Source organism: bacterium SCSIO 12844, assembly GCA_024397935.1.
Lineage (GTDB): Bacteria > Pseudomonadota > Gammaproteobacteria > Francisellales > Francisellaceae > M0027.
Map to the genome: position 1 here is coordinate 2,789,349 of CP073743.1, position 13,212 is coordinate 2,802,560.

14 protein-coding genes are annotated in these 13,212 nt (G+C 33.7%); 5 read left to right on the plus strand and 9 right to left on the minus strand.

Features of this window, described 5'->3' with window-relative positions:
• From KFE69_12240 to KFE69_12250, 3 genes are read right to left on the minus strand one after another with little or no spacing between them, the layout of a single operon-like run.
• A complete protein-coding gene (locus KFE69_12240; GenBank protein UTW42242.1) occupies window positions 1–1,053 on the minus strand; it encodes an NAD(P)-binding domain-containing protein in 1,053 nt (350 codons plus the stop codon).
• Window positions 1,054–1,105: 52 nt separating this feature from the next.
• A complete protein-coding gene (argE, locus tag KFE69_12245; protein ID UTW42243.1) occupies window positions 1,106–2,263 on the minus strand; it encodes an acetylornithine deacetylase in 1,158 nt (385 codons plus the stop codon).
• A gap of 20 nt (window positions 2,264–2,283) precedes the next feature.
• Window positions 2,284–2,751, minus strand: coding sequence for a DUF805 domain-containing protein (locus KFE69_12250; protein ID UTW42244.1), 468 nt, complete (start codon window positions 2,749–2,751; stop codon window positions 2,284–2,286).
• A gap of 165 nt (window positions 2,752–2,916) precedes the next feature.
• On the opposite strand from KFE69_12250, the gene KFE69_12255 reads away from it, so the two are divergent.
• The 4 genes from KFE69_12255 (at window position 2,917) to KFE69_12270 (ending at window position 6,765) form a co-directional block, all read left to right on the plus strand.
• Window positions 2,917–4,191, plus strand: coding sequence for an MFS transporter (locus KFE69_12255; protein UTW42245.1), 1,275 nt, complete (start codon window positions 2,917–2,919; stop codon window positions 4,189–4,191).
• Window positions 4,192–4,335: 144 nt separating this feature from the next.
• On the plus strand, window positions 4,336–4,689 hold the full coding sequence (locus tag KFE69_12260; GenBank protein UTW42246.1) for a hypothetical protein: 354 nt from the start codon (window positions 4,336–4,338) through the stop codon (window positions 4,687–4,689).
• A gap of 5 nt (window positions 4,690–4,694) precedes the next feature.
• Window positions 4,695–5,333: a hypothetical protein gene (locus KFE69_12265; protein UTW42247.1), complete on the plus strand. Its 639-nt coding sequence runs from the start codon at window positions 4,695–4,697 to the stop codon at window positions 5,331–5,333.
• 205 nt (window positions 5,334–5,538) lie between these two features.
• The gene (locus KFE69_12270) at window positions 5,539–6,765 is read left to right on the plus strand and encodes an MFS transporter (GenBank protein ID UTW42248.1); all 1,227 of its coding nucleotides are present in this window, start codon (window positions 5,539–5,541) and stop codon (window positions 6,763–6,765) included.
• A gap of 8 nt (window positions 6,766–6,773) precedes the next feature.
• Here KFE69_12270 and recR read toward each other — a convergent pair whose 3' ends face one another.
• From recR to aspS, 5 genes are all read right to left on the minus strand, one after another.
• On the minus strand, window positions 6,774–7,373 hold the full coding sequence (recR, locus tag KFE69_12275; protein UTW42249.1) for a recombination mediator RecR: 600 nt from the start codon (window positions 7,371–7,373) through the stop codon (window positions 6,774–6,776).
• Between the two features lie 23 nt (window positions 7,374–7,396).
• The gene (locus KFE69_12280) at window positions 7,397–7,729 is read right to left on the minus strand and encodes a YbaB/EbfC family nucleoid-associated protein (protein UTW42250.1); all 333 of its coding nucleotides are present in this window, start codon (window positions 7,727–7,729) and stop codon (window positions 7,397–7,399) included.
• 66 nt (window positions 7,730–7,795) lie between these two features.
• The gene (locus tag KFE69_12285) at window positions 7,796–8,833 is read right to left on the minus strand and encodes a cysteine synthase family protein (GenBank protein UTW42251.1); all 1,038 of its coding nucleotides are present in this window, start codon (window positions 8,831–8,833) and stop codon (window positions 7,796–7,798) included.
• A gap of 13 nt (window positions 8,834–8,846) precedes the next feature.
• A complete protein-coding gene (locus tag KFE69_12290) occupies window positions 8,847–9,482 on the minus strand; it encodes a queuosine precursor transporter (protein UTW44075.1) in 636 nt (211 codons plus the stop codon).
• A gap of 126 nt (window positions 9,483–9,608) precedes the next feature.
• Window positions 9,609–11,435, minus strand: a complete 1,827-nt coding sequence (gene aspS, locus KFE69_12295; protein ID UTW42252.1) for an aspartate--tRNA ligase — start codon at window positions 11,433–11,435, stop codon at window positions 9,609–9,611.
• 184 nt (window positions 11,436–11,619) lie between these two features.
• On the opposite strand from aspS, the gene KFE69_12300 reads away from it, so the two are divergent.
• On the plus strand, window positions 11,620–12,480 hold the full coding sequence (locus tag KFE69_12300) for a DMT family transporter (protein UTW42253.1): 861 nt from the start codon (window positions 11,620–11,622) through the stop codon (window positions 12,478–12,480).
• A gap of 18 nt (window positions 12,481–12,498) precedes the next feature.
• On the opposite strand, the gene KFE69_12305 is transcribed toward KFE69_12300, so the two are convergent.
• Window positions 12,499–13,200: a class I SAM-dependent methyltransferase gene (locus KFE69_12305; GenBank protein ID UTW42254.1), complete on the minus strand. Its 702-nt coding sequence runs from the start codon at window positions 13,198–13,200 to the stop codon at window positions 12,499–12,501.
• Window positions 13,201–13,212: the final 12 nt, after the last annotated feature.

Consider the following 13,212-nt stretch of genomic DNA (forward strand, 5'->3'; position numbering starts at 1 on the left):
TTAATTATACCTAAGCCAAATTGGCATGACTTGATCGAGATACTTTGAAAATTTCCATAAACCAACATTACCTTCAACCGTACCGACAGGGGATGTAACCATCTGAGGGTAGGCAATACCAACGCCAAAAACACCAGGCGCAATAATACCTGTTTGATGGCAATACTGATCAAATGCAACACCATCAATTGTCACCTCTCGACGATTAAAACCAACTGCATAAACTGCATACTTACACTGTGGCAAATATTGCTCAACCTTCTCTTTTGTAGAAAGTAGTCGTAAGCACCGTGGTTGATACTGTGAGTTTTCAGCTGAATATTCATATAAATGCATTTTTGACCACTGTGCAACCGGTCCTTTTAAACCGGTATTATCGTACAAAATCCAACCATCCATTTCTAATGCATAGCGTAATGGTGAAAGATAAAAATTAATAACATTAAAACCATGTGATAACAAATTTTTAACCGCTAAAATTGCTGAATGAGAGCTACCAAAAACAGCTACTGGCTGATCAGTCTCTAATGCTTTAAGTTTCGATTCATTTAACACCGTCTCAAGGGATAAAACTTCAGGATCATATGGCAAAGATTTAGCATAGGCTCCTTGAGCAAAGACAATTTTTTTTGCATAAAATTTTTGCTTCACATCTGTATTGATTTGCCATTTATCTTTTTGTTGATCAATACCCTTAACATAACATTGGTTACTATCAACACAATTAACAAACCGATCGCTAATCACTTGTAATGGTTGGTAAACATCACCTAAATGACAACACTTACTTTTATCCATTAAAGTAATAGGAAACTGCTCTTTAATTCGGTCAAACTCAAAAGATTTAACAGAATTAAGATAATTTAAAAATATAGATACTTTGGTATTACTTGGTACTTCTTGCCAGCGAAGACCAATATCTCCAACATTAAAATGATCTGACAACCACAAAATAGATTCAGATTTAATCCCTTGATCAAGTAATTTTCCAACTGCTGTAATACCAGCAGGACCACCACCAATCACACACCAAGGATAAGTTTTTTCCACCATAATTTTTAACGATCCATTGTACAAATAAATTTTTATTATATTAGACTAACACTTAGATTAGTCGGTTGCGAATCATTTGTAATAATTTATCTGAGTAAGAAACAAGCTGATTAATTTCAATATATTCATCAGGCTTATGCGCCTGCTCAATACTCCCTGGGCCAAAAATGACAGGCTCTATATTTAACTGTGCTAAATTACCACCATCAGTACAATAAGCAACAGCTTTTGGATCTTTATCTGTCACATAAGATTTTAACCAATTTACACAAGATGCATCATTTGATGTTTTAAGGCCACAAGATGTAATACCTTCAATAATTTCAAGCTTTGATTGAAGCTTTAATGCATATAATCTTGTAAAAATAGTCTCTTTAATTGACTGTATCGAGGCACCTGGAATGGGCCTTACTGAAATACCAATTTTACAGTCTTCTGGCACAATATTGTATGCTAAACCACCTTCAATGGTTGCAATATTAATGCTGGTATAAGGATCAACCAAGGACTGTTTTAAAATTTCATCCGGTTGGATATTTTTAAAATTTTCTGCGATATCTTCTAACTCATTCATGATTTTATTGGCATCATTAATGGCGTTAATACCCCAAGATGGTTGTGATGAATGTGCTGCTTTTCCTTTTAAAATCACATCAAATAAACAAATACCGCTATGTTGAATAATCATTTGTTGATTCGTTGGCTCACCAATAATGCAATGTGTAGGCAAAATACGCTTGTTTTGCATCGTTTGATTAAACTTTTTAACAAATGCTTGACTACCTAGACAACCAATTTCTTCATCATAGGTAAACAATAATACCAACTCTTTTTGAATATTTACTAATTTCATTGACTTTAAAACGCTTATTACTGTCGCAATAAACCCTTTCATATCAACACTACCACGGCCAAAAAAACGATCTTCTTTCTCAATTAATTTAAAAGGATCACTATGCCAATTCTGTCCATCTGTCGGCACAACATCCATATGCCCTGATAAGAGTAAACCTTGTGTATCTCTAGGCCCAATAGATGCTAAAAGATTCGTTTTTGTTGGATCATTAACATCATAATGATATTCAATTCTAAAACCTATTGACTCTAAAAAATCTGCTAAATAAGCAACAATCGCATCAGTTGGTCGGTTTGAAACTGTAGGAAAACTAACTAATTTTTCTAGTTCATTTTTAATTTCATGATAACTCATTAATATGCCCTCAATCTAAATTAGCCAAAGGCTTTTGATACAATATCAATCAACATATAAGCCAACCACACTGAAGATAATATAGTTACAACTGCACTAGAGAAAATCACCCAAAGCATTTTTTTAGTTGGTTTTTTTGCTAGAATACCAAATCGATTAATACCTTCTGTTCCTGGAATAAAGCACAGTATGACAATTGCCAGATAGCCAATCGCAGGAATTAAAGTAACCAGTGTAAACCAGCCACTTAAATTAATATCATGAAATCGTCGAATCATACAAATGATTACTTTAAATACAAACCATAAATATAGCGCGCAAGCAATGGAGATTAAAAAATTACTCAAGCTTAAATATTGCGTATAATTATTGATGATAAATGCTAATAAAAGCACGACTTCAAATAACGCTCCCCAAAATAATATTAAACTTAAATACTCTACCCTTGCAAGCCTTCTGTCTAATTTAAAATATTTATATATACTCAAAACATAACCCTATTTTCAATGTCATAACAATTTGATTATATTTGAAACTGACTTAGTTGTCTTGAGGATTTAGCTTGACTTTATCCAACAAAAAAATTCGCATTTTGTTAATTTTACTGTTAGACTAATTTGATTCTTTCATAAACGATCTAACTATTATTAACTATGGAACAAAGAAACTCACTACGGATATTACTTGTTGCTTCAATGACTTGGTTTGTTGCTGCACTTTTTTATGGTTTGGAATTTTTTCAACGCGTCTCACCAGCAGTTATTAGCACCGATTTAAGTAATCACTTTCAAATACCGCCTGCTGAATTAGGTACGATTATGGCATTATATTTCTATGCTTATGCCGTTGCTCAACTGCCTGTTGGTAGCTTAATTGATCGCTATGGCGCAAGAATTTGCTTATCATTAGCTTGTCTTGTTTTATCATTCGGTGTCTTACTATTTGCTACAACAGAAGCTGTCTGGTTACTTGCTCTTGGACGAATCATCGTTGGTGTTGGCTCAGCTTTTGCCTTTATTGGCACATTAAAATTAGCACGCCTTTGGTTTTCAGCTAAAATGTTTCCATTTATTGTTGGCTTAACCAATACCCTTGGTGTATTAGGTGCAATATCAGGTAATGAGCCTTTGGCTTATCTAATGCAAACCTATGGTTGGCAACAATGCTTAATTGCTTCAGGTATGATTGGCATTGTATTAAGTGCGCTTATTTTTCTTATCGTGCGTAATAGACCACCTGAACATACAAGTGCGCGATTAGAGTCAGCAACAACCAGTATGGCAATGGTATTTAATATGGCTAAAGTGCCTAGTACTTGGCTTTTAGGACTTTATGCTGGCTTAATGGTTGCTTCTGTTATTTCATTTGCTGAATTATGGTCTGTACCCTTTTTAAATAAAGCTTACCCACACTTTAGTCACTATAGTTCTCAAATCAATGAATTTATTTTTATTGGTATTGCAGTTGGTGGACCTGTTAATGGTATCTTATCCGGTATTTTTAAACGTCGAAAAATTCCCATGTATATTGGGACTATAGGCACTTTTATTGCATTTTTATTAATCTTACTGCAACTACCAGATACGTTATGGTTACTTGAGTTAATTTATTTTTTATTTGGATTTTTTGTCTCAAGCATGTTGGTTTGCTTTGCCATTGCAACCGATATTCATTCTGCAAAATTAAGTGGTATTTTAATGAGTTGGATTAATATGTTAATTGTACTTATTGGCGCTTTTTTCCAACCTTTAATTGGTATATTGATTCAATATGCTGCACCAATACAGCACACAACAATTACAGATTATTCTTTAAGTGATTTTATCTATGCAATCAGTGCTTTACCGATTGCATTAGCCATCGCTATGATCTTACTTTTTTTCATTCCTGAAACTTATGCTAAACACTTAAATAAAGAACAGTTATAGATATAATCTCAAAGTGTTTTTCTCTTTTTCTGACACTTAAATCGATTAAATCTTAATCAAATAAACGTTTTTTTCATCTTGGCAGATAAGCTATTTTAATGAAATAATAAGAGTATCGAAATTAACAATAAAAGGATAAAGGCGATGACTCAACATCAGATGCAACACCATTTAAATTTAATTGCTGCTGCGCAAGTGCCTCATTTAGAAACTTGCTGGATGGAAGGCTATGCCTACAGTCAACGTTTTGCCGAACATATACACCATAATGAGCGTTATAACCCTTATCCTAAAGGCTCCAAAGCTTATAACTACTGGCAAGAAGGCTTTGATAGTGGTATGTTTGATGAAGCACCTTTATTTCCTGAACATTCTATTGATTTAGCAAACGCTAAAGTAGACCTTGACCAGCCTAATACTCACTGGTTCTATAAAGCAAGTATCATTGCAGGTGGTGCAGCTTTATGTATTGCAGCTATTTTGGAGATTGCTGCTTAACATAAATGCCATATAACTCAGATATTCATCATCGTAGATCAATTCGTTTAAAAGGCTATGATTATTCATCAAAAGGCTTTTATTTTATTACGATTTGTACCCAAAATCGCCAACATTTCTTTGGCAAGATAATTAATGAAAGACTATATCTGAATGATGCTGGGAAGATGATTAATCATATATGGCAACAAATACCTGAAATTGATAATCACATTAATTTACATGATTATATAATTATGCCTAACCATTTTCACGCAATTGTAAAAATATCCGTACGGGCAGAATCTACTGCCCATTTAGAAATTTCTGCCCACTCTAAATCCATTTCTATTCCCTCAAAACATACAACTACTTCAAACAGGGTAAATATGGAATTTGCCCCAACAAATCTCAGCAAGAATATAAAATCTTCCCCAACAGGAAAAATATCTGGATTACCTCAAATTATCCAAACATTTAAACGTTATACAACCATTGAATATATTAAAGGCGTTAAATCAAAAAATTGGCAACCATTTGATAAAAAATTATGGCAACGCAATTATTATGAACATATTATTCGCAATCAACATGCTTATTTAAACATTTCAAATTACATCAAAAATAACCCTAAAAATTGGAAAAATGATTCTAATTATAAATAATGTACGGGCAGAATCCATTTCTGCCCATTTAGAAATTTCTGCCCACTCCAAATCCATTTCTATTGCCTCAAAACCCACAACCACTCCAAACAGGGCAAATATAGAATTTGCCCCAACAAATCCCAACAATAATAAAATTTTCCCCAATCATCTTTAACTTGGTATACTAATAGCCCAATAAAAAATCAAACATCCATTAAAATTCATGAAAAAAACACAGCTCACTCTTATTACTACCAGTATTGTTTTTATTGAATGGGTAGAATATAGCCTTTATCTTTATTTAGGTGGTGCGATAAGTCATAGCTTATTGCCAAAAGACTTAGGTCATAATGCGCTAATTATTACATTTAGTATTTTTGCTATTTCTTATCTAGCGCGACCGCTTGGTGCCTTATTTTTTGGTCTATATTCAGATTATCGAGGTAGAAAACAGCCGCTGTTATTAAGTGCTTTATTCATTGGACTTGCAACGATTGGTATAGGAGTCATTCCAAACTATCAAGCTATTGGTATTCTAGCACCAATTCTTCTTTTAGGGTTTCGTCTTATTCAAAGCTTTGCGATCTCTGGAGAATTTAATAATTCAGCGATATTTTTAATGGAGCATACACCTAGGCGCCAAATTTTAGCAGGCAGCTTTATTGGCTTTGCTTCATCTTTAGGTATGTTTATTGGTGGTTTATTTGCAGCAACAGTTGGTTGGTTTAATTCTGAATTAAGCTGGCGTAGCGCCTATATTATTGTTGGCATTTTAACTTTCTTTTTTATGCTTTTACGTACAAAACTACAGGAATCACCTATATTTCTTCAGTATATTAACCAGCTTAAAGATCAAAAATCTTTACCCTTTGTAACACTATTAAAACAACATAAATTAGGCCTTTTAAAAATTGCAGCGGTTGCAAGTTTTATGAGTGTTTATATTTACACTTGTAATTTCTTTTTTATTGCATATTTACAAACGAACAATGGTTATTCGTTGTCAACCACCACATTAATTGCCGCCATAGTTCAAGGGTTCGTAACCATTCTAACACCTATAATTGCATTGACTGCTGAAAGAATTAACTTTAGATCAATCTATCGTATTGGCGTGATTATATTAGCCTTTATGGCACCGACTTTATTTATTAGTGCTAATTATCACAGTAATATTGGCATTTTGATTGGCTTTATTTTATATGTCATTGGTAATGGTATTTTGACCGCCGTTATTTTTAAACTGATGTATGATTTTTTGCCTGCTGAAATTCGTTGTACTGGCACAAGTTTTACTTGGAGTTTATCAGCTGCGATTTTAGGTAGTACTGCACCCATTCTTGCAACTTATTTTATTAATAATTTAAATCTTTTCTACTTGCCTGCCATCTATGTGATAGGATTGGCTGTATTTGCTTATTTGGCAAGTTTTGATAAATTTTCTAATTAATATGACGCTTAACAATCAAGCCTTGAATTAAATGCATGAAATAGGGTTTGCTGATCTAAATATTCTAATTCACCACCAAATGGCACACCATAAGCTAGACGGGTAATTGAAATATCTTTTTGATTTAATATATCATTAATATAATGTGCAGTTGCTTCACCTTCAACTGTTGGACTGACTGCTAAAATTAATTCATCAATGGCATATTGATCAATACGCTGAACCAAATGATCAATTTTTAGTTCTTTTGGGCCAATTCCATCTAAAGGTGATAAGCGTCCATTTAATACAAAATAACGTCCCTTAAATACACTCGCATTTTCAAGTGCAATTAAATCTAGTGGTGACTCTACCACGCACAGTTTATGCTTTTGGCGTTCATTATCACTGCATATTGGACATAAGGGCTGGTCAGCTAGTGCATAACATTGTTGGCATTGACCAATTTCTGTTAATGCATGTTGTAATTGTTTAGCAAGTTTCTCTGCACCTTGAATATTTTTTTCAAGTAAAAAAATTGCCATCCGCTGGGCAGTTTTTTGGCCAACACCTGGTAGAATTCTAAATGCATCAATTAATTCAACTAATGCTTGTGGTAATTGCTTCATAAACAAATAATAGATAAAAATAATTAAAACGGCATTTTAAAACCAGGCGGTAATCCCATACCACCTGTAATATCTGCCATTTGCTTTTGTGTTTCACCTTCAACTTTTTTCACAGCATCATTAAAAGCTGCAGCGATTAAATCTTCAATAATCTCTTTTTCTTCAGATAATAATGATTGATCTAGTTCAACTTTTTTACACTCATGCTTGCCATTAAGTGTTACTTTTGCAAGACCTGCACCTGCTTCTCCTGTAATCTCCATCTGCTGGATTTTTTCTTGCATCTTTTTCATTTCATCTTGCATCTTCTGAGCTTGCTGCATTAATTGACTTAAATTCGGCTTCGTTGAACTCATAATATTATACCTTTTTAGTTTAACTTAATTTCATATAACTTATTAATGCACTCATTGTAGCGCCTTTTAAGCAATTTGAACATCCATGTGTTTTATTATTTCTGAAGGTTTTGACATCTCTGATATAACCGAAAATCCATTTAAAATTATATTTTTTGGTAATTTTAAATTACTACCATCTTTTGCAAATAAATCACTGGATAAGTACTTTAAAGCAGAATCTGCAAACGTTGTTACAATGACATCATCTGGATAAGTCTTTAATAATTCAATTGCACCTAGAAAATTAGCACCACTTGAAAGCCCAACAGATAAACCTAAGCGATTTAAATGGTAGGCAATACTTAAAGCTTCCTCTTCATCAACTGAAACAATTTCACCTAATTGCTTGAAATCCATTAACTGTGCAATAAACTCGCCATTAAGACCCTGTACTTTATGACTACCACCTACACCTGTCGATAAAATTGGCGCATTTTTCACTTCTAATGGATGACTAGTTACTTCTAAATTCAATTCATTAAAGTATTCGCTAATACCCATTACCGTTCCGCCACTACCAGCACCAGCAACAAAGCGATTGAGTTTAAGACCAAGCTTTTCTAATGCATAGTCAATTTCAAAGGCTGTTGTTTCTTTATGTGCTTGTATATTAGATTGATTTGAAAACTGATCAGGGTAATACATCCCTTGACGTTTTGCTAAGTCTTTAGCAATGGCCATTGATTGAGCAAAACCATCTTCTTTATTGGAAACTTTAATAATCTCAGCACCCGCTAATCGCATCAGCTGATAACGCTCAGGAGATAGCCAATCTGGCATAACAATATGTACTTTATGCCCCAATGCACGACCAAGCATTGATAATGCAATACCACTATTGCCACTAGTAACTTCTACAATCGGCTGTTTTTCTTGTAACATGCCTGTTTTATAAGCATTTTCGAATAAATAATAAGCCATACGGTCTTTGATTGAGCCACTAAAGCTTAAGGCTTCATATTTTGCATAAAGCTGTTTTGATTTGCCATTAATCATCAAATCAATGACAATTAAAGGGGTATTAAAAAACAATCCTTTTAAACGCTTAAGTTCTCTAAGCATTTAGTCTTTACTCCTATATTTCTTTAAAATGATTATCTTCTTGTTGATAATGTGCATTTAAATTAAACAAATTAAATTTCGTTCTCGTATCATAAATATCTAATTTTTCATATTTTTTCAATCGATATGCCAAATAAACAGATAAGGGTAAACCAATTATTTCAATAACAACTTTAACTACCCACATCGTAATAATAAATAAAACCAAATGCTTTAAATCCAGAATCGATGAAAAAGCAATGATTGAAAAAATACTTGTATCAATGATTGCTGCAAGCATCGTTGAGATAACAAAACGAAATGCGATAAAACGTCCATTGAGCCATATTTTTAATTTTGCTAGAAATAAGGCATTAAATGGCTCTGCAATTAAATAACTGATAAATGAAGCACAGATAATTAAAATATTAAACTCAAATAATTGATCAAATGATGAATTTAATGGTGCTTGGCTTGGTGAAGGTAAATGAACAACTAATTGTCCATAGAGAATAAAAATTAAATTAAATAAAAATCCAAGCCATATCGCACGACGTGTCCTTTTATAACCGTAGACTTCAGTAATTAAATCAGAAAGTAAAAAAGTTAATGGGAAGATAAGTGTTCCTGCATCGGTTGATAAGTCAGACCCAAGACTAATTAAACGCATATCAAACCAGTTCGCTAGTAATAATACAACGACATAGCTTAAGATTAAAAAGCCCAATGCTTTTGGTTGCTTTTTACTTAGTTGATTAACAGACACTTAAACCTAATTTCCTTAATTTTAATCTTCTCAAGGATTAACAATTTTTTCAGTTGTTGATTCCTGAGAAGATTTCATTGCTTTTTCTTCTTTTTTAGGCACAACAATACCTAATTCAAATAACTGCTCTTTAGATGCGTGCGATGGTGCCTCTGTCATTAAACAGCTCGCTGTTTGTGTTTTTGGAAATGCAATTACATCTCTTATATTATCTGTCTCTGTCATTAACATGACAATACGATCCAAACCAAATGCAATGCCACCATGAGGTGGTGCGCCAAAGCGCAAAGCTTCTAGTAAAAAGCTAAATTTCTCATTCGCTTCTTCTTCTGAAATACCTAATAGTTCAAAGACAGCCTTTTGCATTTCATTTTGAAAGATACGAATTGAACCACCGCCAATTTCATAGCCATTTAATACCATATCATAAGCACGAGATAATAAGTTTAGCGGCTGGGTTTTATTTAAACTTTCAACATCTTCAACTTTTGGTGCTGTAAATGGATGGTGACATGCATATAAGCGACCATCAGCTTCTTCAAACATTGGAAAGTCAACAACCCATAGTGGTTGCCAAGTATTAGAGACTAATGATAAATCATGGCCAATCTTAATACGTAGTGCACCAAGCGCATCTGAGACAATCTTTTTCGTATCTGCACCAAAAAAAACAATATCACCATCTGCTAACTCTAAACGTTCAATCATAGTACTAAGCGCATCATCAGATAAGTTTTTGATAATTGGTGATTGCAAGCCATCACGCGCTTTTTTTACGTCATTAACTTTAATATACGCTAAGCCTTTTGCACCATAAATTTTAACAAAATCTGTATAGCCATCAATTACCTTACGTGTAAGCTTTGTCGCACCTTGGGGTACTTTTAAGGCACTAACTCTTGAATTGGGACAATTTGCAGGCACTGAAAATACTTTAAAATCAACATCTTTCACCAAATCATCAACATCAACTAACTCTAAAGGAATACGTAGATCTGGTTTATCTGAACCATAACGACTGATTGCTTCTTCGTAAGAAATACGTTTAAACGGTGTTAGAATATCAACATCAAGTACTGACTTAAATAAACCTTGAATCATCTGCTCCATTAAGGTCATAATCTGATTTTCATCTAAAAAAGAGGTTTCAATATCAATTTGAGTAAACTCAGGCTGACGATCAGCACGTAAATCCTCATCTCTGAAACACTTAACTATCTGATAATAACGGTCAAAGCCTGACACCATTAACAACTGCTTAAATAATTGAGGTGACTGTGGAAGCGCAAAAAACTCACCCTTATGTGTTCTTGATGGCACTAGATAGTCTCTTGCACCTTCAGGTGTTGCTTTTGTTAGTACTGGTGTTTCTATATCAATAAAGCCACGGCTATCTAAAAAATTTCTGATAAAACGAGCAATTTTAGCTCTTTGGATAAAGCGTTGCTGCATCTCTGGGCGTCTTAAATCAATATAACGATTTTTAAGACGTACTTCTTCAGAGACTTTTTGATGCTCATCAATTTGAAAAGGTACGACATCTGCTGTATTTAAGACTTCTAGGGCTTGACCAACAATCTCAATTTTTCCCGTATTTAGATTTGGGTTTGCTTGCCCTTCTGGACGCAATCTTACCAAACCTTTTGCTTTAATAACATATTCGTTTCTTAAATGATCTGCTCGATCAAATAACTCTTTATCTTCAGGTTCAAAAACGAGTTGAACCAAACCACTTCGATCACGAATATCCAAAAAAATAACACCACCATGATCTCTGCGGCGATGAACCCAGCCACAAATTTCTACAACTTGCTCTAAAAACTGCTCAGTGATTTCTCCACAATATTGAGTGCGCATCAAACTACTACTCCCACAAAGGCTAATGAACCTTTCATTCTTTTATATAATTTAGTTAATTTAAAACCTTAAAAGAATATAGGATTATGCATCAGTTGACAATCATTTAACGTTGCAAAATAAAAGCTTTCCGGCTAAAGTGTCAGTTTTCACCTAAATACTTGTTGGGAATCCTCTTAAGCCAATGGAACAAAACACAAAAGCAGCATTAGCATTACTGATTACTGTGATTTTATGGGCCTCAGCATTTGTTGGCATTCGCTTTGCAGTTGAATCTTATTCACCTGGTGGACTTGCACTATTACGTTATGCTGTAGCATCGATTGTAATTTTTATTCCATTTTTGAGATTAAAACAAAGACAAAAGCCACACTTTAAAGATCTAGTTTATTTTTTGATTTTAGGGTTAATGGGTTTTACGTTATATAATATTTTTCTAAACTATGGCGAACAAACCACAAGTGCAAGCGTTGCTAATTTTATTATTGCCCAAATTCCAATTTTAGTATCATTAATTGCATTTTTTGCTTTTAAAGAGCGTATTTCGAAAAAGGGTATCATTGGTTTTATTTTAAGCTTTATTGGCATTTTACTGATTTTACTAGGTGAAAGTGAGCATCATTTAGATATTGGTATTATCCTTGTGATCCTAGCAACATTTTGCGGTGGCATTTATTCCATTTTACAAAAACCGCTATTAAAACGTTATCATCCAATAGAGATAACAAGCTATGCTATTTGGGCCGGTACCTTATGCTTATTAGTTTTTACACCGCAAATGATGATTGATATAAAACATAGTCACTTTGATGCCACAGCTTCTGTTATTTATATGGGTATTTTTCCAGGTGCAATTGCCTATTCCTTATATTGCTATGGCTATAAATACTTTCCTGTTGCCAAAGCCTCAAGTTTTCTTTATCTAATGCCATTTTTTACACTTATCCTTGCTTGGGGATTATTGGGTGAATTACCGCATATGCTTGCCATTTTTGGTGGCTTAATTGCACTTTTAGGCTCGATTGTTGTCAGTCGGGCACGCTAATATTTAAAAGCATACTTTCTATTTCACAGCCGTTACACAAATCTGCTCACGACCATCAAAACAAATCACATGCTCTGGGTCTAAATGTATTGGATAAGCCTCATAATAAGCTTCGGTAACTTTAAACTGATTTGCTTCTAATACAGAAACCATGACATCTTTATTCATTAAATGTAATTCATTGGGTAGCTTATTTTGTTCTTTTACAAAGGGGCGGCAATCCTTAATATAACCTGGATATTCAATCTCTTGATCTAATCGCTTTTCATATTCAGGAATAAAACTTTCTAAAAAATCATGGTAAGGTGTGAAATTTAGTGTATATAACACACCTTGAGGCTTTAATAACGCATAAAGTTTTTTAATTGCTTGATTTAAACGCTCAGGCGCTAAAAAATGTAAAATTCTTGAGCAAAGAATATAGTCAAACTGGTCATTGATTTGATCGACATCTTCTGGAAAGATACCATGAACTAATTTTAAACGCTGTAGATCTTCTGCTGCCACTTTATGTTTAATTGCATTTAAGTGGCTTTCTTCCATATCCATTGCTGTCACTTTCGCACCATAATCAATACAAGGAATCGTTGTAATGCCAAATGCAGCGCCAATATCAAGCACATCACAAGACGCTTGTTTAATGTGGTTTAAAAACTTTTCGATATATGGCGTAATTGGAAAGGTAGAACCATGTTGATTCTTTGTTTCAATAATAGACATAACAAACCCAAA